Here is a 23,866-nt window from a genome sequence, read left to right on the forward strand (position 1 = left end):
TGAATGTCCAAGGGCTTCGCTTCCAGCTATCGTCTTGTTCTCGTCGCCACCACGATTCTCGTGGGGTTCGTCGGCGTGGGGGCGCGGCTGGTGCACTTGCACGTGCTGGATCGCGAACGCTTGGTCAGTTACGTCAATCGGGCCCGGCGCACGGTCGAAACGGATCAGGCGCGTCGGGGCGATATTGTCGATGCCAAGGGCGATGTGCTGGCCACCTCCCGCACGCTGGTGGAACTGGCGGTCGATCCCTGGGCATTGGTCGAATATATCGAGCAGACGGAAAAGCGCAGTGTCGACCAAGCCGTTTTGATCGAGTCGATCGAGCGCAACAAACGCCTCGAACTGGCTCGCATCCTCGACCTCGCTCCGGCCGAAGTCGAATCGTATTGGACTCCCGGATACCGCGACAACCGGGTGAAGTCGCGTTGGGTCAAACTGCACGACGGGGTGGCCGAGAGCGTTTTCAACCAACTCACCGCCATTGATGTCAGCGAGCTGGGGCCCGAGGCCACGCGCCACTACGACAGCAATCACGGGTTGCCGCGCGGACTGACGGTGCGCCGCATGTATCAACGGGTTTATCCCCGCAAACAGCTCGCGGCGCACATCATCGGTTTCGTGAATCAGGAGGACCAACCCTCCGGCGGGGTCGAGGCATTTGCCGATTTTTATTTGCGCGGTCAGGACGGTTGGACCGAGTCCGAAAAAGATGGTCGTCGCCGGGAGATGGCGCAATTTCGAACGCGCGAGGTGCCCGCCGCCGACGGCTTCAGCGTGATGCTCTCCATTGATTCGGTGGTGCAACACCTCATCGAATCGGAGCTCACCCGCATCGCGACCGAATACCAGCCGCAGAAGGCCTCGATCATCGTGACCGATGCGGAGAGCGGGTTCATCCTTGGGATGGGCAACTACCCGACATTTGATCTCAATGCCTACGGCTCCGCGCCCATGGAGGTGCAGCGCAACGTGGCCGTGACTGATCTGCTCGACCCGGGCTCGACTTTCAAGATTGTCGCGGCCTCCGGAGCGTTGGAAGAGGGTCTGGTCACCCCGCGGACTTTGTTCAATTGTTCCATCGACTCGATCGAGTATCGCGGGCGCGAGCGGCGGTTCATGCCGGACGATCATGTCTACGACCATCCGTTGTCGGTGTCCGAAATCATCTCGCATTCGAGTAACATCGGGGCGGCCCAACTGGGCATGAAACTGGGCGAGCGCGGCCTCTACGATTTTGCCCGCAAGTTTGGCTTCGGGGAGAAGAGCGGATTTCCGCTCGGTTACGAAAGCCAGGGCCTGCTGAACACGCCCGACAAATGGAGCGCGCTGGAAATCACGCGTATCCCCGCCGGTTACAGCATCTCGGCCACGCCGCTGCAGATCCACTACGCCATGGCCACGATTGCCAGCGGGGGAGAGTTGTTGCAGCCGCAGCTCGTGCGCGAAATCCGCGACCTGAACGGTGAGGCGATCTACAACCTGGGCGGCATCGTGCGCCGCCGGGTCATGCAGGAACGCGTCGCCGGACAAATGGCCCGCATGCTCATGGGCGTGACCGAAGACGGCACCGCCAAGGCCGCCGCGATTCCCGGTTACCAGATCGCGGGTAAAACGGGCACGGCCCAGAAACTCGTGGATGGCCGTTACTCCAAGAAGCACCACGTGGGCTCCTTCGTCGGGTTCTTTCCCGCCACCGACCCGAAGGTCGTCGTCACGGTGATCGTGGACGACGCGCGCGTCACCACGGGTTCCCGCGTCAACTACGGTTCGGTGGTGGCCGTGCCGACCTTCCGCCGCGTCGCGGAACGCCTGATTTCATATCTCGATATTAAACCTGTGGATGACTCGAACTCATCCCAACTAGCATTGGAAGGAGGCCGACGGTGATCGGTTATCTGACGCAAGACTATCCCCTCATTCACGCCTTTAGCTCCCGCATCCCCGCCCGCACCCGCCGCGAAACTCTCGCTCGTAACCGTGTATTCAGAATGGCTCCAAAACTCTCCGACTATCTGAGCGAAGACGAGGTGATTGCCGTCAAGGGCAGTCTGTCGCGCCCGATCTCCGGCCTGGCGATCGACAGCCGTCGCGTCGTGCCGGGCAACGTCTTCTTTGCCCTGCCGGGTTTGCGCACCGATGGCGCGCATTACGTGGACGAAGCCATCTCCCGCGGTGCCGTCGCGATCGTGGCGGAATCGATGCCCCGCACCGTGCCCAGCAAGGTTACCTACATCCACGCGGCCAACCCCCGCGCGCTCGTGGCCACCGTGGCGCAGCGATTCAACAAGTCGCCCGATCGCGATCTCAACGTGGTCGGTATCACCGGCACCAATGGCAAGACCACGGTCGCGCATCTCGTGCGTCATTTCCTCGGGGGCGAAACCCCGGTCGGTTTGCTCGGCACGATTTCCTACGACCTCGGGGCCCGCACCGTGCCGTCGTTCAAGACCACGCCCGAGGCGATCGACACTTACGGCATGCTCGCCCAGATGCGGGACGCCGGCTGCCGCGAAGCCGTCATGGAAGTCAGTTCCCACGGCATCGACCAGCAGCGCATCAACGGCCTGCGTTTTGGCGCGGCGGTCTACACCAACCTCACGCGCGACCACCTCGATTATCACTCGTCGATGGAGGAGTATTTTGAAGTCAAATCCCGATTGTTCACCGGGGAGCAGGGACCGCGTCCGGTCGTGGCGGTCATCAATCTGGATGATCCTTATAGTTCCCAGTTGCTCGCACGACTCGACCGCAACCAGGCGCACGTCACCTACGGCGAAAACACCGAAGCCAAGGTGCGGGCGGAAGACGTCGTGTTTGGTTTTAAGGAAACCAGCTTTCGCCTGATCTGGCCGCAGGGCGAGATGACCGTCTCGTCGCCGCTGATCGGTCGGTTCAATCTCTCCAACGTGCTCGCCGCCGTGGCGACCGCCTACGGCATGGGACGCGATCCGGCGGCCTTTGTCGGTCGCCTCGATTCGTTTGCCGGCGTGCCGGGTCGCATGGAACGCGTCGAGGAAGGCCAGCCCTTCAATGTGCTCGTCGACTACGCCCACACCGACGACGCCCTGCGCAACGCGGTGGCGATGCTGCGTCCCGTGACGCCCGGTCGTCTGTTGGTGGTCTTTGGCTGCGGCGGTAATCGCGACCGGGCCAAACGGGCCATGATGGTGCGCGCCGTGCAGGAGCAGGCCGATTTCGTTTTCGCCACGGCGGACAACCCCCGGCGCGAGGAACTTTCCCAGATTTTTCATGACATGGAGGAAGGCGTGACCGACCCGAGCAAGATCACCTGGATCGAGGATCGTCGTCGCGCCATCAGCCTCGCCCTCGATATGGCCAAGCCGGGTGACAGCCTGCTCATCGCGGGCAAGGGCCATGAACCGTATCAGGAATTTGCCGACACGGTGGTTCCTTTCGATGATCGCCTCGTCGCGCGGGAGCTCATCGCCATTAAACGCATCGCCGCCTCCTAGGACTTTTACCTGCTGCCGTAACTTCGCGTCTCGTGCCCCAATTCGACACCACAGAACTCGCCGCTTGGTCGGGTGGTCAATGGACCGGCTTACCGGCTGTCCCCGTGGAAGGGTTCGCCATCGACACCCGGCGAATCAAGGCGGGGCAAATGTTCGTCGCCCTGCGCACGGAAACGCGGGACGGTCACGACTTTTTGCCCGCCGCGGCCGCCGCCGGTGCCGCCGCGGCCCTGGTGAGCACGTTGCGGCCGGACGTGGATTTGCCGCAGCTGGTCGTCCCCCATACGCTGACCGCCTTTCAGGTCATTGCCCGCGAGCATCGGCGCAATTTTCCGGGGCCGGTGGCCGGGATCTCCGGCAGTGCGGGCAAGACCTCGACGAAGGATTTACTCGCGTTGCTGCTCGGGGAGCGCGCGTTGGCGACGGAAGGAAATCTGAACAACCACCTTGGCGTGCCGTTGACGCTGACCCGACTTGATCCCGAGCGGCACGGCTACGCGATCATCGAGGCGGGGATCAGTGGACCGGACGAAATGAAGCCGCTGGCGGAGATGATCGAGCCCGATGTGGCGGTCATCACGCTCGTCGATCGCGCCCACACCGCCGGGCTGGGGGACATCGATGGGGTGGCGCGCGAGAAAGCCCTGCTCCCGGCGGCCGCTCGCGAAACCGGCGTGGCGATTTTGCCGGATGTCGTGGCCAATTTACCGGCGTTCCAGGCGTTGCCGGTGCGTCGACTCAAAGTGGAACGAGCGGATGTGATTCGCCCGGAACCGGCGGCGCGAGACACGATTTATTACGCCGTGTCACATCGGGATGCGCGCACGGGAGTGAGCGTGGCGCCGGTCAACGACGATGCGGCGCCGGAGCTCTACGAATTCCGTCGGGTCAGCGATGGCATGACCCAGAATGCGGTGCTGGCGATTTGCGTGGCCCGATGGTTGGGCGTGGAGCCGGCAAAAATTCGCGAGCGGTTGATCGGGTGGGGCGCGGCACCGTTGCGCGGTGAAGTGCGGCGGGATCGTGGTCGCTTGGTTTACGTGGATTGCTACAACGCCAACCCTGCGGCCATGGCGGATGCGTTGCAGGTGTTCAAAGAACTGACGACTGATGCGACGGCGCGGCTCTATGTGCTCGGAGGCATGGAAGAACTGGGCGCGGAGTCGGAAGCTCAACATCTTGGTTTGGGCGCATCGTTGGCGCTGGGACCGCATGATCGCGTGCTGGCGATTGGCACCGGTAACGCAGCCGTCCGCGAAGGCGCGCGACTGCAAGGCGCGAGTCCCGACCAAATCGAGATATTCGATGCGACGGAGCAGATCGGACATCGGATGGACGACTGGACCGGACCGATATTCATCAAAGGCAGTCGCCGTTATCACTTGGAAACTTTGTTGGAGGAATCAGCCGTCGCGCTGCACTGACCGATGTTATCTTACCTCGCCGAATACGAACACATCTGGGGGCCTCTGCGCGTGCTGCGTTATCTTACGCTGCGAGCGTTGTTGGCCGCGGGCACTGCGACCGTGGTGGGTTTCATTATCGGACCCTGGTTGATTGCGAAACTGCAACGACTCAAACTTGGACAACATTACGACGACGATCGCACCGGTGATCTGGCGACGCGCTTCGACAAGAAGAACACGCCGACCATGGGCGGATTGCTGATCTATATTTCCGTGGCGATCAGCACCCTGCTGTGGGCGGAACCCAATGTGTGGGTGCTCACGTCGCTGTTTGTTTACACCGCGCTGACGGTGGTGGGGTTTCGCGATGATTACCTGAAGGCGGTGAAAAAGAATCGGGACGGAATTTCGTCGCGCGAAAAACTTTTCTGGCAGACGGCCGTCACCACGATTGCGCTGGTCTTGTTGGCCACGAACCCAACCAGTCAGGCTCACATACGAGAGCTGTGGGTGCCGTTTTTCAAGGAACCCATTTTCCTGTTTCTGGGGGTCAGCGGAATGATTCTGCTGTTTGTGATGATGTTCTTCTGGGTGGTGGGATTCAGTAATGCGATCAACCTGACCGATGGACTCGATGGCCTGGCCATTGGCTGCACGATCACGGTGGCCCTCGTCTACGGCATCATGGCGTATGCGGCCGGCAATACCCGCATCGCGGACTATCTTTTGATCGGCTACGTGCCGCGGGCGGGGGAGCTTGCGGTTATTTGCAGCGCGCTCGTCGGAGCGGGCATGGCGTTTTTATGGTATAACTCTCATCCGGCGGAGGTGTTCATGGGTGACACCGGATCGCTGGCCTTGGGCGGTTTGATCGGCGTGATTGCGTTCATGGTGCAACAACCGCTTACCCTCATCGTGGTGGGCGGCGTCTTCGTGGCCGAGGCGTTGTCGGTCATCATTCAGGTGGGCTATTTCAAATCTACTCGACGCCGATTTGGGGAAGGCCGGCGGTTTTTCCGCATGGCTCCGATACACCATCATTTTCAAAAACGAGGCTGGCCGGAAACCAAAGTCGTGCTGAGGTTTTGGATACTTTCTTTGATGTGCGCCCTGGCCGGACTCGGCACGCTGAAACTGCGCTAGGATATATCTAGGTTTATGCTCAACTCACCGCCATTTATCACTCCCTTGATCTCCGCTCCCGTGGCGGTGCTGGGAGCCGGGGTGAGCGGTCGGGCCGCCGCGAACCTCGTGGCGCACCTCGGGGGCACGGCGGTGATTTACGACGAGCAGGGCACCGGCGAGATCCGCAGCAACTTTCGGCCCGGCGACCACCGGATGGTGATCGTCTCACCGGGTTTCGCGCCCCGCCATGCGTGGGTGGTGGAGGCCCGTTCGGCCGGGCTCGTGTGTTTGGCGGAAGTGGATTTTGCGTCGTTGTTCTGGCGGGGCGCGGTGGTCGCGATCACCGGCACCAACGGTAAGACCACGTTGACGGAGCTGCTTACGTATGCGCTCAACGCGGCGGGAGTCGACGCGTGGTCGGTCGGCAACATCGGCGCGGCCTTCAGCCAGATCGTGGTCGATCGTGATGGCGGGGCGCCGGATTCCATCGCGGTGTGCGAGATCAGTTCATTCCAGGCGGAAATGTTGCGACACTTCCGGGCCGATGCCGCGATTTGGACGAACTTCGCGGAGGACCATCTGGAGCGTCATGGTTCCATGCAGGCGTATTTCGAGGCCAAGTGGCGATTGTTTGAACGGGCGGTAGGCGGAGAGGTTTTCGCGGGTTCGAGTGTGCAGCGCGCTGCAGCGCGGTTTGGTCAAAGTCTGCCGGACAGCGCCGTGATCGATACAGAGGATCCGGCCGGTGACGTGTTGTTGCGGGGCACGGTTTTCGAGGATCAGCCGCAGCGGGAAAACTTTTTGCTCGCGGCGGCCTGGTGGCGGGCGGCGGGTTTGCGGGAACCCGTGCTTTATGCCGCCGCCCAGTCGTTTACCATCGGCCCCCATCGCTTGGCCAATGTAGCGGAGAATGCCGGGGTGACGTGGTGGAATGATTCCAAGGCGACCAATTTCCATGCCGTCGAAGCGGCGCTGACGAAGTTTGGCAGTCAGGTTATTTTGATCGCGGGTGGCCGGGCCAAAGGGGGCGACATGGCCGGGTTCGTCGAAAGAATCTCCCCTCGAATCAAACAGGTCTTGTTGATCGGGGAAACGCGTAATATCTTGGCTACGTTCCTGGGCGCGGCAGCCGTGCCGCACCGGGTGTGCGTTGACCTGGCCGACGCGGTCAACGCCGCTGCAAACTTAGCCACCGCCGGTGACCACGTGTTACTGAGTCCGGGCTTCTCGAGTCTGGACGCCTTTCGCGGCTACGCCGATCGCGGTCAGCAGTTTGAAACTTTGGTCCGCGCCCTGGCGGCAGCGGATCCCGTCTCGCTTTAATTCTCCAACCCTCAGCACCGTTTCCCATCATGAAACTTCTCAACATCCTCGGAGCCGTCGTGGCGTTGCACATCGCCGTGCTTGTGCTCGCGATCGCCATTCCGGGCTGCCGCACCACCGATCACGCCAACTCCACGACCACCGCCGTCAATGACGGGGCCCCGGAGGGCGATGCCTACCCGGCCAGCTCGACCCCCGGTGGCACGTTCTCGGCCGCTCCCGAACTGACCGACCGCGATCTCAACCCGCCGCTGGCGACCGCATCGCAACCCACGTTTGATCCCAACGCTCCCGCCGTCGCCGCCAACTCCCTGTCTACGGGCGGCACGCGTTATTCGCCGACTCGTCCCGGTTCGACGGTTGCCACCGCCATGCAACCGACGGCGAGCGTGGACGTGATGCCCGCCGCCACTTACACGGTGAAGCGCGGTGACAGCCTGTGGGCACTGGCCAAAAAGAACAACGTGTCGGTGCGCGAACTCGCGGCGGCCAACAACCTGGCCCCCGATGCCGGTCTGCGCTTGGATCAGGTCATTGTCATCCCCGGCAAGGTCGCCGCTCCGGTGCCGCCTAGTCGGGAATCCGGCAGCAAGGCTTCGTCCGCGCCGGAGACGATTTACGTGATCAAGTCCGGCGATACGCTGGGCAAGATCGCCCGCCTCAACGGCACCACCGTGGCGAAGCTCAAGGCGTTCAATAATCTCTCCAGTGACCTCGTGCGGGTGGGGGATCGCTTGGTCATCCCGGACGCGCCCGCTTCGGCCACCTCGTCGGCGAGTGCGACCACGGCGGAGTCCACCGCGTCCACTCCGGCCGCCCCCCCACCGGCGAAAGGTTCCTACAAACATGTCGTCGCGTCGGGCGAAAGTCTGACCGTGATTGCGCGCCGTTACGGCGTGAAAATGGGGGACGTCGCCTTGGCCAATCAGATTCGTGATCCGTCGTTGATCCGTCCGGGGCAGGAGTTGGTCATTCCCGGCTGGGACGCGCCTCCTCCCGCGGCCAAACCCACGACGTCCGCCGCGACGACCACCAGTCGTCCGACGACCAGCAGTGTGAGCGACGACACCGACCTCGATGACGGCTTGGAAACGATGTCGCTCGACGAGGTGCCGGTCATCCAGGTGCAGAGCGTGCCGGAGGAGGACGAAGAGCCCATCCGCACGATCAATGTGGGCGGTCAGAACACGGACGGTCCGCCTGAGTTTCGCTGAGTCTCGCCGAACGAGTTAACCCACCATTTCTTCGTAACCGAACCCATCGTGTCTGAATCTCCCCGTTCTTCCTCCGGTTTCGCCCAGAGCCCGGCCGCGCTGATTGTGATCTGTGTGGTGGGATTGTTGATTGTTGGCCTGCCGGTATTGTTCAGCGCCACGACTTCGTTTGAACAGGGACCATTTTACTATCTCATCAAGCAAGCGATCGGCATCGGTGCCGCCGTGGTGCTCTGCTTGGTGGTAAGCCGACTCGATCTCGAAGGCATGCGCCGGCATGTGTGGATTCTGGGCATCGCCGCCGTTGTGGCGCTGGTGCTGACCGCGATCCCGGGCGTGGGTGTTTCCGTCAATGGCAGTCGTCGTTGGCTCGGGTTGGGGCCGGTGCGCGTGCAGGCGTCGGAGTTCGCCAAACTGGCGATGGTATTCTGTCTGGCCCATTACCTCGCCATTAACCAAACCCGCATCACCGAGTTCAAACGCGGCTACGTGTTACCGTTGGGGTTGATCGGATTGTTTGCGGGCTTGGTTTTGCTGCAACCCGACTTTGGCACGGCCGCGCTCACGGTGGCGGTGGGGCTTATCCTCCTGTTTTTGGCCGGAGCCCGTTGGCTTTACATTCTGCCCACGGTCGGGGCGGCCGTGGCGGGTTTTGCCGTGTTGGTGATGAACAATGCCAATCGCCTGCATCGGTTCACCGCCTTTTTGGATGTCGAAGGCAACAAGCTCGACGGCACCTACCAACTTTATCAATCGCTGGCCGCGTTCGCAGTGGGCGGCGTGCATGGCGCCGGCATTGGCCAGGGAAGGCAACAGATCAACTTCCTGCCCGAAGCGCACACGGACTTCATTTTCGCGGTGATGGGAGAAGAGATGGGATTGTGGTTCACGCTCGGAGTGGTGGTCACGTTCGCAGTCATTTTCCTGCTGGGCCTGTTGCATCTGCGGCGCGCCCCCAACCTGTTCCAATTTCTGCTCGTGGCGGGCGCGGTCCTGCTCGTCACCATGCAGGCGATGATCAATCTCGGCGTGGTGACGGGGCTGTTGCCCACCAAGGGAATGTCGCTGCCGTTCATCAGCGCCGGTCTGTCGAATTTGCTGCTGATGGGACTGCTCGTCGGGGTGATCATCAACAGCGCTCGCAACTGGGCGAAACCGGCGTTGCACCGTCGCAAACGCACCATGGAGGAGGTCGTCGCGTGAGTAAGTTCGTGATCGCATGCGGCGGGACCGGCGGTCACCTCGCGCCGGGAGTGGCGTTGGCGGAGCGGCTGCGGGATCGCGGCCACGAAACCCTGTTGCTGATATCGGAGAAGCAGATCGACCGGCAGCTCACGGCGAAGTATCCGAATTTTCGATTCAGCCGGATTCCGGGCGCGCCGTTGATCATGACGCCGACGGGGTTGTTGGGTTTTGCGCTGCATCAAACCCGGGGGCTGCTGTTCTCAATCCGGTTGGTGCGGCATGAGCGACCGGACATGATTGTAGGTTTCGGAGGATTCACGACCGCCGCCATCATCGTGGCCGGGTGGATGATGCGGGTGCCGGTGGCATTGCACGAAGCCAATCGCGTGCCGGGTCGCGCGGTGCGAGCTTTGGCCCGGTTTGCGCGACGCGTCTATTTGCCGCGCGAAGTGACGCTGGAAGAAGTCAATCATGAGAAACTGCGTCACGCCGGATTGCCGGTGCGACAGGAAATCATGCGCCTGCCGCGTCCGGACGGCGCGGAACATTTCGGACTCGATCCCAACAAGATTACCGTGGCCGTGCTCGGGGGAAGCCAGGGGGCCCGGGCTCTGAATACGTGGGCGGAAAAAAGTGCGCCATTGCTCGCCGCCAACGGGGTGCAGATGCTGGTGGTGACCGGGCCGGGCAAGAGCGAAGGTCGGGTTGATGCGTTCAAGGGACCGAACGGTGAGACGATCAAGTCGGTCTCGATTCCGTTTTGTGATCGTATGGCCGAGCTGTTTTCCGCCAGCGATCTGGTGGTGTCCCGATCCGGCGCCGGCACGATTGCCGAACTGGTGGCGTGCGGTGTGCCCGCGGTGTTGGTGCCGTATCCCACCGCTGCGGACAATCACCAGGCGGCCAACGCCGCCGAGTTTGCGCATCAGGGCGGGGGCATCATGGTCGAGGAAAGTGACATCGATCAGCTGCAAGGCGTGGTGGAGCAGTTGGTGGCGGATGAAGAGCGGCGATCCGAGTTACGCGCCAATATTTCCCGCATGAACATGGCGAGCACGCTCGATCTCATGTTTGAAGACATGGAAAATCTGGCTTCACCGCCGCGCCACGATTCGTCGTCACCGACCCAATTAGCGCGCTCATGAAAGACGACGCGACTCCTTTGCTCAAAGGCCGGACCGTGCGCCACATCCATGCCGTGGGCGTGGGCGGAATGGGGCTCGGGCCGTTGGCCATTTATCTGGCCCGACGCGGGTGGACGGTGAGCGGCGAGGACGACCATCTGAATCCGGGCATGGCCGCGCAGCTTACCCGCGCCGGAGTGGAGCTCGAATCGAGCGGTAAACTGCCCGCGGAGACCGACCTGCTGGTTTATTCCGCCGCCATCTCCCCGGAACATGCCACGCGTCAAGCAGCGCGAACGGCCGAAATCCCCAGTATGCGGCGGGGGGAACTGTTGGCGGCGGTGGCCCGGGAGCGTCGACTGGTCGGGGTGTGCGGTTCGCACGGCAAGACCACGGTGACGGCCATGTTGGTCAGCGCGTTGCGGACGGCGGGCTGGGATGTGAGTTATGTGCTGGGTGGCTTGTGGGGAAACGACGCGTGGGCACCGGCGGCCGTGGGAGAAAGTGAATGGTTGGTGGCCGAAATCGACGAGAGTGACGGCACCATCGCCCATTTCGCCCCCGCATTTACGTTGGTCGTCAATCTGGATTGGGATCATGCCGATCATTACACGGAACAACGGACGCTCGAAGCGGCGTTTGCCGGTTTGATGGCGCGAACCACGGAAGTCGTGATGGGTTCCGACGCCTGCGCCACCACGATGCGTCTGTTTGCGAGCAAGCCGTCATCGGCGCGGATGGTGACCTTTGGTCGCACGGGCGAATTTCAGATGATTGAAGCCACGGTCCAGGGCGGCAGCTTGGAGTTGGCGTGGGCCGGTGCGTTTGCCATCTCAGCTCAAACGGTTGCGGCCCGGGGGGAATTCAACGCGCTGAACGCCAGTGGGGCGGTCGCGGCGGCGCAGCTGATGGGGGCGCCGTTGAACGCAAATCTGCTGGCGGATTTTCCGGGCGTGCGTCGGCGGCAGACCGTGCTGCGGCACGGTCATGATCTGACGGTGATTGAAGACTATGCGCATCACCCCGCCGAGATTCGGGCGCTCTTGCACAGCTTGCGCCGGGACCTGGTGGAAGGGGAGCGTCTGGTGGTGGTCTTTCAGCCGCATCGATTCAGTCGCACCCGGCAGTTCAAGGCCGAGTTTGCGGCGGCTCTGGGGGTGGCTGATTCCCTGCATTTGCTCGATGTTTACGCGGCCGGCGAAGCACCCCTGACCGGCGGCACGACCGCTGATCTGTATGCCGAGCTCATGCGGCTTTCGCCGCGCCTGCCGGTGAACTACCTGCCGGGGGATGCGGCCGGCGTATTGGAATTGTTAAGACAATCACGTCGCCCGGGTGACTGCGTGGTTTTTGTCGGCGCGGGTGACATCGAATTGCGAGCGCGGGAGTGGCTGGCGGTGTTGGACGACGAAGCCGCCCGCGTCGAACAATGGGACCAATTGGCGGCGGAATTGCGCGCGGTGGTTTCAGCCGCGGGCAAGGTGGCGCGGGAGGAACCCTTGGCGAACAAGACGACGCTGCGGGTGGGGGGCGCGGCCCGGGTGTATGTGGAGCCGGCCGACGCCGCCGAATTGCAGGAAGTCGTGCGGCGGGTGCATGCGCGGGGGCTGCCGCTGCGGATGTTGGGACGGGGCTCGAATCTGTTGGTGCCCGATGCGGGGGTGGACGGCGTGGTGGTTTCGCTGCGACGGGCGGGGTGGGAAACCTTCACGCCGTTGGAGGACGGGCGGGTGCGCGTGGGGGCCGGGTTGCGGTTGAAAAATCTTTGCGGTCTCGCGGCCAAGGCGGGATTGCAGGGGTTCGAATTTTTGGAAGGCATTCCCGGCAATTTGGGCGGCGCTCTACGCATGAACGCCGGCGCCATGGGCGGCTGGATGTTCGACGTGGTGGACGCATTGGAACTGCTGACATTGGCCGGAGAGCGCATGACATTGCGGCGCGACGAACTGCACGTCGGTTACCGGCATTGTCGGGAACTGGAGCAGGCCATCGCGATCGGCGCGGTGTTGCGGCCGGCCACCGTAAGTGAGGCGACGAAAATCAGCCGCCAAATCGATGTTTACCGCAGCAAGCGGCAAGAGTCCCAACCGCGGGAGCCGAGTGCGGGATGTATTTTCAAGAATCCGGGCGACGATTCGGCGGGACGGTTGATCGATATGTGTGGGTTGAAAGGCGAACGCATCGGCGACGCCGAAGTATCCACGGTGCATGGGAATTTCATCATCAACCGCGGCCATGCCACCAGTGCGGAAGTCATCGAACTCGTCCGGCGGGTGCGGGCGGAGGTGCAGCGTCAGACCGGCACGGAACTTCAGCCCGAAGTGCTGCTCTACGGCAGCGAGTGGGAGGACGTGTTGTGAAGGCGGATTTGAACACCCCTCGCATCGTGGTGTTGGCCGGGGGCACGTCGCCGGAGCGCGAGGTTTCGTTGGGATCGGGCAAAGCCTGCGCCATCGCGTTGGCGCGGCTATTCCCGACCGTATTCATCGATGTCACCGTCGAAGCGGTGCCGCCGGGAATCGATCCGCGACGGGATGTGGTGTTCTCCACCTTGCACGGCACGTTTGGTGAAGACGGCGCCATGCAGCAGCTCCTGGACGATGCGGGAATCAGTTACGCCGGGTGTGACCGTATCAGTAGTGAACTTACGTTCGACAAGGAACGCACCAAGCGCGCCGTGGCGGCGGCGGGTGGGGTGGTTCCGGCCGGAGTTTCTTTCACCGGGGACCGCAAGCCGAATTGCGCCGAGCTGATCAGGGCGTTGGGCGGAGGCATCGTTTTTAAGCCGAAGTGCGGTGGCAGCAGCGTGGGGCTGGCGATTTGTCACGGAGTGGAGGCGATCGACACCAAACTTAACAATATCACCAGCGGGGATTGGTTGGCGGAGCAATGCATCACGGGGCGCGAAGTCACGGTGGGCATCCTCCATGGCCGGGCGTTGCCCGTGGTGGAGATCGTGCCGAGGTCGGGGGTTTTCGACTACCAATCCAAGTATACCAAGGGTTTGACGGAGTATCTGGCGCCGGCGCCGTTGTCGTCGGAAATGACGCGCGAACTGCAAGAATCCGCGGAACGAGCGTTCGCCGTCTGCGGGTGTCGGGACTATGCTCGTATTGATTTTATGATTACGGCGAAAAACGAGTGCTTTTTGCTCGAAATCAACACGCTTCCCGGCATGAAAGAAACGAGTCTTTTGCCGATGGGAGCAAAGTGTGCAGGAGTGGATTTTACGGCGCTGGTTGGAGAACTGGTGAAGTCCGCCTGTGAACGTTTTTCAAACCATCGAAAATTGGCAACCGAGGCATGAGCGATTCACCCACCACCACTCCCACGGCGCGCAGTTGGCGCGATATCCCGCAGCAGATCACGCCGCGGGCCATGTCGCGTGAAGGTCGTCGGCGACTGACCGCACGCACCCTGCGCAACATCGCGCTCGTCGTGACGGGCGTCAGTCTGGCGTGCGGCAGTTGGCTGGTCTGGAATGTATTGCAGGACGACCCCAACCGCTGGGCCGCCGCCGCCAACAGTCGTCCGGTGGAACACATCGTGGTCGAGACCGATGGGGTGCTGGACCAGGCATGGGTGGAGGCGACGCTGCAGATTCCGCGGGACGTCGGTTTGATGGAACTCGACCTGTATGCGCTGCGCGAACGATTGCTGGCGCACCGGCAGGTCAAGTCCGCGGTGTTGAAGCGGGAGTATCCGGACACGCTGCGCGTGGTGTTGGAAGAACGCACCGCCGTGGTAAAACTCAAAGCCCAATTAGCGGGCGCGGAGTTGAGAGACTTTCTCGTGGCCCGTGACGGCACGGTTTTTGCCGGCCACGGGTCTTTGGCGCAGGAGCAAACGGACCTGCCGTGGTTGGCCGGAGTGCGACTGGTTCCCGCCGGGGACGGATTTGAACCGTTGGGGCACATCGACCGGTTGGCGGATCTGCTCGCGACGGCGCGCACCGATGCGCCGCTGCTTTACGCGGATTGGCGGATTGTTTCACTCGAGCATATTGCCCGCGATGGGCACATCGTGGTGCGTTCCGCCCGGGTTCCCGAGATCATCTTTGGCTTACGGGAAGACTTCTATACGCAGATCGCACGACTCGACTACATTTTGGACGAGATTCGCGGCCGGGCCGTAGCGCCCATGCGATCGATCAACTTGGCGATCGGGCCCGCTCAAGTGCCGGTCGCCATGGATCTTCCCCCGCCTGTCAGCGGTGCCGACCGCGGCGTCCCTTCCGTTCGATTCCCCCTCCACAATTGACCGTTTACCTATCGTGAGTTCCAAATCCCGCTTCATTGGTGCCGTCGAAATTGGCACATCCAAAGTTGCCGTTCTCATCGGTGAAATCGTCAACGGCAAGAGCATCAATTTGATCGGCTTCGGCGAATGCCAGTCGCACGGGGTCATCAAGGGCGTCGTGACGGATTTCAAGGCGGCCAGTGATGCGGCGCACACGGCGCTGATCACGGCGGAGCAGAGTGCCGGAGTGAAGATCGATGAAGTTTACCTGGCCCAGACCGGTGGTCATCTCGAAGGGTTCTACAATCAAGCCTCGGCGAGCGTGAGCGCGGCCGACAACACGGTGAGCCAACTCGACATCGATACGGTGTGTCGTCTCGCCAAAGCCAAGGCGCTGCCCGAAGGCCGCATGGTGGTGCATCACATCCGACGTCCGTTTCAATTGGACGGCAAAATGGTGGGCACGAATCCCGAGCACTTGAATGGCAAGCGACTCGAGGTCGGTTACTGGACCGTGCACGGGCAGGAAGCCCAGATCGCCAACAGCATCCATGTGATTCGTGGTTTTGACGTGCGCGTGGGTGACATGATTTTGTCGAGTCTCGGCGCGGGAACCATGGTGACGACGCTGCAGGATCGGCAGCACGGGGTGCTCGTGCTCGATATCGGCGCCGGCACCACGGACTATGTGCTCTACCGCGATGGCAGTCCCTTCATGACCGGGGTGCTGCCGGTCGGCGGCACGCACATCACCAACGACCTCACGCTGGGTCTGCGGGTGACGGAGAGTCAGGCCGAGAAACTGAAGATTCGCCACGGCCGCGCGAATCAGATCACGCGTGAGAAGAGCGATCGCGTGTGGCTGAACGGCGACTTCGCCATCGGTGACCGTCAGTTCCCGCGGCAGACGATCGAGATGATTACGTCGGCACGCGTTTGGGAACTGCTTGAAATCGTGAAAAAGAAACTCGGCGCTGCGCTCAATCCCGAGCACTGCCCGGTCGGCGTCGTGCTTACTGGTGGCACGTCGAAGCTTCCCGGCATCGCGGAGACGGCGGCAAAAGTCTTCGATCTCCCGGCCCAACTGGGAGAGTTGCCGCCGGGGGTGGATGAAAAACTTCAGGATCCGTCGCACACCGCGGTGTTGGGTCTGTTGCACTTCGGCTTGCAAGGTCGCGCGGACGGACCCGCGACCCGTCGGACCAAACCGGGCGGACTGTTCCGCAAACTCTTCACGGTCGGATCCTGACCTCCACGCCATGAACGCCAACGAACTTCCCCTTACGCCTTCCGCGGACGCGCTCGCCGACCGTGATGTCTCGATCAAAGTCATTGGGTTGGGGGGCGCCGGCGGCAACGCGGTCGACCGGCTCAAAATGGACAATCTCGATCGCCTGCGATTGGCTGCGATCAACACCGACCTGCAGGCGCTCAACGCCTCTCCGGTGGAGGAAAAGGTGCTTATCGGTTCGGCCGTGACGCGCGGACTGGGCGCGGGAGGCGATCCGGACTTGGGATACGAAGCCGCGGAATCGGATCGGGAAAAAATCGCGGAAGTGGTGCGCGATACGGATTTGGTTTTTCTCATCGCCGGCATGGGCGGGGGCACCGGTAGTGGCGCGGCGCCCACAGTGGCGGAGATTGCCATCGAAGCCGGCGCGCTGGTCATCGCGTTTGTCACCACGCCGTTCAGTTTCGAAGGTGGTCGGCGCACGAAACAAGCCGAGGACGGATTGTTGGCCCTGCGCCGCAGCTGCGACGCGGTGATTCCGTTGCCCAACGACATTTTGCTGCAGGAAGCCGCAGAAGGCGAAACGGCCCTCGATTCGTTTGCCCGGGCGGATGAGTGGATCGGTCGAGCGGTGCGATCGGTTTGGGCGATGATGTATCGCACCGGTCTCATCAATCTGGACTTCGCCACGTTGCGGCAGGCGTTTCACACGCGGGGCGGGAAAACCCTGTTCGGTCTCGGCAGTGGCTCCGGCGAGACCTCGACGGCCGACGCCATCGCCAGTCTCGAGATGTGCCCGCTCCTGGCGACGCCGGAGTTTTCGCGCAAGGCCGATCGACTCCTGGTCAATATCGTGGGAGGAACCGATCTCACGCTGGCCAAGGTGAATGAAATCATGAGTGCGGTGACCGAACGCTACGGTCGTGAATCGCATGTCATCATGGGGGCGGTCATCGACGAAGACCTGCAGGGGAGCGTGGAAATATGTGTGATCGGGACCAGCGATATTGGGGGCCGTCTGCCGCCGCGCCGTCCGGTGCCGGTGCGAGCGAAACAGGCCGCCGGCGCGCCACCCACGCCGCCGGAACCCATGCGGTCGGCCGGGGCCGAGCCGGAGGAAGTGCTGGCGGGCAAACCGTCCGCCCCAACGCGAGCGGCGGTGAAGCCCAAGCCCTCGAACGATCCGACGGCGCAGAACGAATTCTTCTTTCAAACCTTGGCCGAAAATCGCGGTCACTTTGAGCGCACCGATCGGAATCTGTTCGAGGGGCAGGATCTGGATGTGCCGACCTACTTTCGTAAAGGTCTGAAAATCAGCCTCTAAAGGACGGCGGATTTTCGGGTAAAGTTTACTCGTGCTTAACAAAGCCTCCCCTTGGCAACGGGGATTGAATGTGCACGATCGGCGGCATGTTTATCGATGAATGCGTGATCAAAGCTGCAGCAGGCGACGGAGGTCGGGGCTGTATCAGTTTTCGGCGCGAAAAATTTGAACCCTTCGGCGGACCCAACGGCGGTGATGGCGGCAAAGGCGGCGACGTCGTGCTGCGCGGGGACGACAACACCAACAACCTGATCGACTATAAATACAAACCGCATTGGCGCGGCGAGCGAGGCGAGCACGGTTTGGGCAAGGATTGCAACGGGCGCGAAGGCAAACCCGCGATCCTGCGCGTTCCTCTGGGCACGATTGTGACCGATGAGGAAACGGGGCAAGTCGTGGCCGAAGTCATCACGCACGGTCAGGATGTCGTCCTGCGCAAAGGGGGCAACGGCGGTTGGGGAAACACCCATTTCAAGTCATCGGTCAATCGTGCGCCGCGCCGCGCCAACCCGGGCGACGAGGGTGAAACGGGCGTCTATCGGCTCGTGTTGAAGAGTATCGCCGATGTGGGACTCGTGGGGTTTCCCAACGCGGGAAAGTCCTCGCTCACCACCCGCATCACGCAGGCGCGTCCCCGCACCGCGGCTTATCCGTTCACCACGCTGCATCCGCAGATCGGCGTGATTCACTACCCCGATGAATACGATCGTCTGCTGTTGGCGGACGTGCCGGGATTGATTGAGGGGGCCAGTGACAATCGCGGCCTGGGCCATCGTTTTCTCCGTCACATCGAGCGCTGCGCCGTCCTGATGTTCATGATTGATATGGCCGCGGTCGACGGGCGCGATCCCCGTGACGACTACGCCACTTTGCTGGGCGAACTCGAAGCCTATGACGCCAAGTTGATGGACAAGCCCCGCGTGGTGGTGGCCAACAAAATGGACCTGCCGGAAGCGAAGGCCTGGCTGACGAAGTTCAAGCGTCGGCACAAAGTCGAAGTCGTGCCCATTTCGTGCGAGTCCGGTGATGGATTGGACCAGTTGAAAACCACGTTGCGCGATCGGGTGCGTGCTCCGGCCGCGGCCGCCGACACGGCCAGCGCGACTTGAATCACCGCCCCTGTTCCAGCGTATGAAACCTGCTACCCGTTCTTTGTTGATGCGTGCCAACCGGCTGCTGGGCGCGCAATTGGTGGAGTATAATCTCATCAAGATCGATGACCTTGAAGCCGCCAATGAGAAGTTGCTCGAGTTGATCAACACCGCTCCGGTGCGGCAGCGCTCGGTGTTGGCCATTCTGGCCTACGACTTGAAGTCGGTGCGCGAGGAGGAGGTGCTGATGCATCAACGTGAGTCCGACGGCATCGGGATCGTGGACCTGCGCCATTACGATGTGAACGAGGAGCTCAAGAACGCGCTCGATACCGAACCCTGCTGGGCGACGTGGTCGGTGCCGTTCGATGTCGAGGAGGACATGACCTTCATCGCCACGGCCTATTACCTGAGTCCGGCCGTGCGCAAGTATTGGGAGGACCAATACAATGGCAAAGTGATCTGGTATGGCACCACGATGGAGGGATTGGCCGATTATCTGGAAGCCGCCGAAAGTGAAGCCGAAGCGAAGAAACCCGCGCCACCCAAGCCGGTCTCGCCGCCCATCGACGACGTTGCGCCGATCGCCAACCCGGAAAAGAAAGACTGACCGCCATGCCGCTCGGGAAAATTCAAACTCAAATCGTGGACGCCCTGCTGGAGGCGGAGCGACTCACGGCGGAGCAACGCCAGACCATCGCCGAAAATCCGGAGGAGTTGACCGGCGAACAACTCGACAAGCTGCTGCTCGAAGAGTTTAAGGTCACCCCGTTTCAGTTGCAGGTGGCCAAGAGCCGGGCCTTCAATTTGCCGCCGTTCAATGTCGCGCGTTACAAGTTGCACGCCGGGACGTTTGAGCGCGTGCCGGAGGATTTCTGTTTGGAGAATCGCGTGCTGCCGGTGGGCGAGGTCGGGGATCTTTTGCTGATCGCGATCTCCAATCCGTTCGAGGTAACGCTGGCGCAGAAAATTCACGAGATGACGGGCAAGCAGGTCGTGCGCATGCTCGGCCGGGAGAGTGACATCCGGGACAAGTTCAAAAAGGACGACAGCGGTCCGACGGATTTTGCCGACGTCGTCAATGCCATCGGCATGGAGTTCGGCAGCGACGGGGAAGTCGGGGAGGACGAACTCACCGACGAGGAGTCCGGCCCGATCATCGATCTCGCCAACAAGATCATCGAGGACGCTTATTACGCCGGCACGTCGGACATCCACGTCGAACCGTGGGAGCTCGAAGTCATTGTGCGATACCGCATTGACGGGGTGTGTCAGGAGAAACTGCGTCTGCCGGGCAAGGTGGGACCGGCGCTGATTGCGCGGCTCAAGATCATGTGCAACCTCGACATCGCCGAGCGCCGCATGCCCCAGGACGGTCGTATCGTTTTCAAACAATACACGCGCAAGGGACTCGACGTCGATTTGCGCGTTTCGACCGCCCCGCTCAATCATGGCGAGGGCGTGGTCATGCGTATTCTGGACAAACAAAAGTCGACGCTGCCGATGAACGCACTCGGGTTTTCGCCGGGCAATCTCGTCCGTTACCGCGAGTCGATCGAGCAACCCTATGGCATGATCCTGCACTGCGGTCCGACCGGCTCGGGCAAGTCGATGACCCTATATTCGGCACTCAACGAAATCAATGCGCCGGATATCGTCATCCGCACCGCCGAGGATCCGATCGAGTATACGCTTGAGGGCATCAACCAGATGCAGATGCACCGCCAGATCGGCCTGACCTTTGCGACCGCGCTGCGCGCGTTTTTGCGGCAGGACCCCGACATCATTCTGGTGGGTGAAATTCGTGACAAGGAAACGGCCAACATCGCGGTGGAGGCCGCGTTGACCGGTCACTTGTTGATCTCCACGCTCCACACCAACGATGCGCCTTCCACGGTCGCTCGTCTCACGGACATGGGCGTGGAACCGTTCATGATTTCGTCGTCCCTGGTCTGCGTGTGCGCGCAGCGGCTCATGCGTCGCGTGTGCAAACAGTGCCGCCAACCGATCGAACCGGAGGGGCGCATCAAGGACATTCTCGAAACCGCCATCGGGTGGAGCGGCCAGATTTACAAGGCCAACCCGACGGGCTGTCCGAAGTGCAACGGATCGGGTTACAAAGGCCGCGTGGGTATCCACGAACTGATGACGATGAGCCCGGAGCTGATTGATGGCATCAACAAGGAGGCCGAAACCGCGACGCTCAAGAAGCTCGCGATCGCCGCGGGCATGCAGACGTTGCACCAAGACTCCATGTTGAAGGTCAAAGAGGGCATTTCCACCATCGAGGAGGCGCTGTCGCACGTGCCTCCGGACATGGCGTAACCGCCGTCGTTGTCGTGAGCACCCTTGGGTGGGAGTTTGGCGCGGTGACCTTGGCCCATGCCCTGGCGGTTGCCAGTCCCGGTCCGGATTTTGCGTTGGTGTTGCGGCAAAGCATGCGGCATGGGCGGACCACCGCCCTGGCCAGCGCGAGTGGCATCGGGGCGGGGATTTTGGTGCACGCCACCTATTCGGTGCTGGGGATCGGACTCATGGTGCAGAAAACGCCCACGCTGTTCGCGACCTTAAAATATGTGAGCGCGGCGTATTTTTTGTGGTTGGGGTGGGGCGCGTGGCGTGCGAGCTTCCAACCGGGCGGAGGAGACGGGGCCGCGAGCGTCGCGCCGCCGCATCCGCGCAAGGCGTGGTGGCGCGGATTTTTCACCAACGTGCTCAACCTGAAAGCGTCGTTGTTTTTTGTCGCACTGTTTTCCGTCGTGGTTGATCCCGCCACGCCCCGCTGGGTGCAAGGTGCCTACGGGGTGTGGATGGCGCTCACCACCACCGCCTGGTTTTCATTGGTGGCGATCGTGTTTACCCGACCGGCCGTGAATCGCGGATATCACCGCCTGCAGCCCGTGATTGATCGGGCGATGGGCACGATTTTTATTCTCTTCGCCATGAACTTGTGGCTCAGCGAGTTGATTGTTTCCGGCTGAGGCAGTAATATATTTCATTCGCTGAAATGGCTGAATTCGTTGACCTCGGGAATCGAGGCTCTACACCGTTCGGCCTTTGACAAACCCCCATCGACCGTTCGCGCGGCGACGTCACCAGAATTTGGTGACAACCCCTCACCCCGTTTTGCCGCGCCCCGCCGATTGCTGATAGTCGACCTCCGGGTCGTCGAGGTGAGCGGCTTGGTCACTGCCCGCAACCGTGCCATGTTATTATTCAACGCTCCGACGCCGCGGAGCTTCCTGTTCGCAGTGCTTTGCTGCGCGGGAGGCTTTTCGCTGGGCGCCGCTCCCCGTCCCATTGATTTCCTTGATCGTCCCGTCGAGGGCACGCCGATGGCGTCCTCCGACGGCACCATCACGCTGACGTGGCCTGAGCCCGCGCCGGCCCACCGGGTCGAATTGGAGCAGGCGCCGACCGTAAGTTTTGTGGCTCCGTTCGTGCGCTATCGGGGCCGGGACACCGGCTCGGTGCTCACCGGTTTGGCGGAAGGTTCGCACTACTTTCGGCTGCGCCTGGTGGATGCAGCAGGGGAAGCCGGCGCATGGTCGGAACCCATCGCGGCTGAGGTCGTGTTCATGGATCGCGGCCACCTCTTCTGGCTGCTTTCACTGGGTGGAATCGTGGCAACGATGACGATGGGGGCCATTGTGATCGGCCATTTCCGCGCTCCGGCTGCAGGGTCCAACAAAACGGAGGTGTCGGCATGATCGCGGCCTCGATTTCAGCTTCCACCGGTTGGGCGATCGTGATCGGACTCGGCGTGATCTGGGTGCTGCTGGGTCTCTATTGGGGACGCAAGGCGCAGACTTCCGAAGGCTTCATTTTGGCCGGCCGCAACGTAGGGCTGTCGCTGGGATCGGCGACCGCCATGGCAACCTGGGTGACCTCCAACACCACGATGCTGGCGCCGGTGCTGGCCCTGACGCTCGGGGTGTGGGGCATGGTGGCCTATTCGACGGCGAGTTTTGGCCTGCTGTTGTTCGCGCCGATGGCGGTGCGCATTTGCAAGCTGTTGCCCGCGGGACACACGGCGGGAGATTTCTTCCGGCTGCGTTACGGTCGGGTCGGGTGGACGTTGTTCCTGCTGATCACGATGCTGTATTCGCTGTCGTGGTTGGTGAGCATGGCGATCGCGGGCGGTGACCTGTTGGAGGCACTGGCAGGCATTCCTTATCTCCAAGGCATGACGCTGATTCTGGTGGTTTGTGTGCTCTACACGTTGTTTGGCGGACTCTACGCGGTGATCGGCACCGACTTCATCCAAAGTCTGATCATTCTGGTGGGCATCGTTTTCATCGGCGGACTGGTGGCCGCCCAGCTCGATTTCGATCTGGCGTATGAACACATCCGCACGCAGCAGCCGTCGCTGCTGAAGTTTGTGATGCCGGCGGCGCTGCTGGCGGTGTTCAACAACATGTTGTTCGGCTTCGGCGAGGTGTTTCACAACAACGTGTGGTGGTCGCGGGCATTTGCGATGCGGCCGGGCGTTGCCCCGAAGGCATTTTTCCTGTCGGGCTTGTTGTGGTTCCCGATTCCGATTGCGGCCGGTTTCATCGCGTTGGCGGCGGGACCGCTCGGCATTAACATCGCGGAGAGTAATCAGACGGGTCCGCTGGTCGCCACCACCGTGATGGAAAACGCGGGATTGGGCGCGTTCGCCGGGGTAGTGATTCTGATCGTTTTGTTCTGCTCGATGGCCTCCTCCATCGACTCCCTGTTGGCGGCGACATCCGACCTGTTGCTCAAGGACGTGCACGGTGGATTGCTCAAACGTGAATTGCCGGAGCGCGGCTTTCGCAAGATCACCGGCACGGTAATTCTGATCGTCGGCGCCCTGACCTGGCTGCTCGCGGCCCCGCATTGGCCGATTATCGAGGCGCTGTTTATTTCCGGTCCGCTCGTCGCCAGTTTGATCTGGCCCGTCATCGGCGGCCTTTTTTGGCGCGGACTCAATCGTCCGCTGGTCCTCACCGGCATCGTGCTCGGCTGCACGTTGGGGGTGACCGCCTACTTCACGTTGGGATGGTTCACGGCCTCTTTGGTCGGCGCGGCCGTTTCCATGTTGTTCACCATCGCGGCGCGTTACATCGCGCCGAAACCGTTCGCCGAAAACGCGGTCAGTGTCTGA

General features: G+C 62.0%; 19 protein-coding genes. All 19 read left to right on the forward strand.

What is annotated here, in order from left to right:
• Positions 1–3: 3 nt before the first annotated feature.
• The 19 genes from PXH66_RS04725 (at position 4) to PXH66_RS04815 (ending at position 23,866) form a co-directional block, all read left to right on the forward strand.
• A complete protein-coding gene (locus PXH66_RS04725) occupies positions 4–1,887 on the forward strand; it encodes a peptidoglycan D,D-transpeptidase FtsI family protein (RefSeq protein ID WP_330928405.1) in 1,884 nt (627 codons plus the stop codon).
• Positions 1,888–1,988: 101 nt separating this feature from the next.
• Positions 1,989–3,473: a UDP-N-acetylmuramoyl-L-alanyl-D-glutamate--2,6-diaminopimelate ligase gene (locus tag PXH66_RS04730; RefSeq protein ID WP_330928406.1), complete on the forward strand. Its 1,485-nt coding sequence runs from the start codon at positions 1,989–1,991 to the stop codon at positions 3,471–3,473.
• A 32-nt stretch (positions 3,474–3,505) separates the two neighbouring features.
• The gene (locus PXH66_RS04735; protein ID WP_330928407.1) at positions 3,506–4,897 is read left to right on the forward strand and encodes a UDP-N-acetylmuramoyl-tripeptide--D-alanyl-D-alanine ligase; all 1,392 of its coding nucleotides are present in this window, start codon (positions 3,506–3,508) and stop codon (positions 4,895–4,897) included.
• Positions 4,898–4,900: 3 nt separating this feature from the next.
• Positions 4,901–6,022 carry a phospho-N-acetylmuramoyl-pentapeptide-transferase gene (gene mraY / locus PXH66_RS04740; protein WP_330928408.1) on the forward strand — a complete coding sequence of 374 codons (1,122 nt, stop codon included), beginning with the start codon at positions 4,901–4,903 and terminating at the stop codon, positions 6,020–6,022.
• Positions 6,023–6,067: 45 nt separating this feature from the next.
• Complete coding sequence (murD, locus tag PXH66_RS04745; RefSeq protein ID WP_330928409.1) at positions 6,068–7,327, forward strand: UDP-N-acetylmuramoyl-L-alanine--D-glutamate ligase; 1,260 nt, start codon at positions 6,068–6,070, stop codon at positions 7,325–7,327.
• A gap of 29 nt (positions 7,328–7,356) precedes the next feature.
• A complete protein-coding gene (locus tag PXH66_RS04750) occupies positions 7,357–8,541 on the forward strand; it encodes a LysM peptidoglycan-binding domain-containing protein (protein ID WP_330928410.1) in 1,185 nt (394 codons plus the stop codon).
• 48 nt (positions 8,542–8,589) lie between these two features.
• On the forward strand, positions 8,590–9,744 hold the full coding sequence (locus PXH66_RS04755; protein WP_330928411.1) for an FtsW/RodA/SpoVE family cell cycle protein: 1,155 nt from the start codon (positions 8,590–8,592) through the stop codon (positions 9,742–9,744).
• The gene (locus PXH66_RS04760; protein WP_330928412.1) at positions 9,741–10,871 is read left to right on the forward strand and encodes a UDP-N-acetylglucosamine--N-acetylmuramyl-(pentapeptide) pyrophosphoryl-undecaprenol N-acetylglucosamine transferase; all 1,131 of its coding nucleotides are present in this window, start codon (positions 9,741–9,743) and stop codon (positions 10,869–10,871) included. The genes PXH66_RS04755 and PXH66_RS04760 overlap by 4 nt, the downstream gene beginning before the upstream one ends.
• Positions 10,868–13,210, forward strand: coding sequence for a UDP-N-acetylmuramate dehydrogenase (murB, locus tag PXH66_RS04765; protein ID WP_330928413.1), 2,343 nt, complete (start codon positions 10,868–10,870; stop codon positions 13,208–13,210). Before PXH66_RS04760 ends, murB begins: the two co-directional genes overlap by 4 nt.
• Positions 13,211–13,218: 8 nt before the next feature.
• Positions 13,219–14,157: a D-alanine--D-alanine ligase family protein gene (locus PXH66_RS04770; protein WP_330928414.1), complete on the forward strand. Its 939-nt coding sequence runs from the start codon at positions 13,219–13,221 to the stop codon at positions 14,155–14,157.
• Complete coding sequence (locus PXH66_RS04775; protein ID WP_330928415.1) at positions 14,154–15,110, forward strand: cell division protein FtsQ/DivIB; 957 nt, start codon at positions 14,154–14,156, stop codon at positions 15,108–15,110. Before PXH66_RS04770 ends, PXH66_RS04775 begins: the two co-directional genes overlap by 4 nt.
• Before the next feature lie 13 nt (positions 15,111–15,123).
• Positions 15,124–16,338 (forward strand): cell division protein FtsA, encoded by a 1,215-nt coding sequence (gene ftsA, locus PXH66_RS04780; protein ID WP_330928416.1) that lies wholly within the window; start codon positions 15,124–15,126, stop codon positions 16,336–16,338.
• 10 nt (positions 16,339–16,348) lie between these two features.
• Positions 16,349–17,644, forward strand: a complete 1,296-nt coding sequence (ftsZ, locus tag PXH66_RS04785; RefSeq protein WP_330928417.1) for a cell division protein FtsZ — start codon at positions 16,349–16,351, stop codon at positions 17,642–17,644.
• An 86-nt stretch (positions 17,645–17,730) separates the two neighbouring features.
• Positions 17,731–18,753 (forward strand): GTPase ObgE, encoded by a 1,023-nt coding sequence (gene obgE, locus PXH66_RS04790; RefSeq protein WP_330928418.1) that lies wholly within the window; start codon positions 17,731–17,733, stop codon positions 18,751–18,753.
• A 22-nt stretch (positions 18,754–18,775) separates the two neighbouring features.
• Positions 18,776–19,345 (forward strand): hypothetical protein, encoded by a 570-nt coding sequence (locus PXH66_RS04795; RefSeq protein ID WP_330932246.1) that lies wholly within the window; start codon positions 18,776–18,778, stop codon positions 19,343–19,345.
• A gap of 35 nt (positions 19,346–19,380) precedes the next feature.
• Positions 19,381–21,060 carry a GspE/PulE family protein gene (locus PXH66_RS04800; protein WP_330932247.1) on the forward strand — a complete coding sequence of 560 codons (1,680 nt, stop codon included), beginning with the start codon at positions 19,381–19,383 and terminating at the stop codon, positions 21,058–21,060.
• 14 nt (positions 21,061–21,074) lie between these two features.
• Positions 21,075–21,716 (forward strand): LysE family translocator, encoded by a 642-nt coding sequence (locus tag PXH66_RS04805; protein WP_330928421.1) that lies wholly within the window; start codon positions 21,075–21,077, stop codon positions 21,714–21,716.
• Positions 21,717–21,941: 225 nt separating this feature from the next.
• Positions 21,942–22,445: a hypothetical protein gene (locus PXH66_RS04810; protein ID WP_330928422.1), complete on the forward strand. Its 504-nt coding sequence runs from the start codon at positions 21,942–21,944 to the stop codon at positions 22,443–22,445.
• Positions 22,442–23,866, forward strand: coding sequence for a sodium:solute symporter family transporter (locus tag PXH66_RS04815; RefSeq protein ID WP_330928423.1), 1,425 nt, complete (start codon positions 22,442–22,444; stop codon positions 23,864–23,866). Before PXH66_RS04810 ends, PXH66_RS04815 begins: the two co-directional genes overlap by 4 nt.

The organism is Synoicihabitans lomoniglobus, assembly GCF_029023725.1.
Lineage (GTDB): Bacteria > Verrucomicrobiota > Verrucomicrobiia > Opitutales > Opitutaceae > Actomonas > Actomonas lomonigloba.

Excerpts from the sequence above, each read along its gene's own strand:
- PXH66_RS04725 (WP_330928405.1), top strand. The coding sequence starts at position 4 with ATGTCCAAGGGCTTCGCTTCCAGCTATCGTCTTGTTCTCGTCGCCACC.
- PXH66_RS04730 (WP_330928406.1), top strand. The coding sequence starts at position 1,989 with ATGGCTCCAAAACTCTCCGACTATCTGAGCGAAGACGAGGTGATTGCC.
- mraY (WP_330928408.1), top strand. The coding sequence starts at position 4,901 with ATGTTATCTTACCTCGCCGAATACGAACACATCTGGGGGCCTCTGCGC.
- PXH66_RS04750 (WP_330928410.1), top strand. The coding sequence starts at position 7,357 with ATGAAACTTCTCAACATCCTCGGAGCCGTCGTGGCGTTGCACATCGCC.
- murB (WP_330928413.1), top strand. The coding sequence starts at position 10,868 with ATGAAAGACGACGCGACTCCTTTGCTCAAAGGCCGGACCGTGCGCCAC.
- PXH66_RS04775 (WP_330928415.1), top strand. The coding sequence starts at position 14,154 with ATGAGCGATTCACCCACCACCACTCCCACGGCGCGCAGTTGGCGCGAT.
- ftsZ (WP_330928417.1), top strand. The coding sequence starts at position 16,349 with ATGAACGCCAACGAACTTCCCCTTACGCCTTCCGCGGACGCGCTCGCC.
- obgE (WP_330928418.1), top strand. The coding sequence starts at position 17,731 with ATGTTTATCGATGAATGCGTGATCAAAGCTGCAGCAGGCGACGGAGGT.
- PXH66_RS04795 (WP_330932246.1), top strand. The coding sequence starts at position 18,776 with ATGAAACCTGCTACCCGTTCTTTGTTGATGCGTGCCAACCGGCTGCTG.
- PXH66_RS04810 (WP_330928422.1), top strand. The coding sequence starts at position 21,942 with ATGTTATTATTCAACGCTCCGACGCCGCGGAGCTTCCTGTTCGCAGTG.
- PXH66_RS04815 (WP_330928423.1), top strand. The coding sequence starts at position 22,442 with ATGATCGCGGCCTCGATTTCAGCTTCCACCGGTTGGGCGATCGTGATC.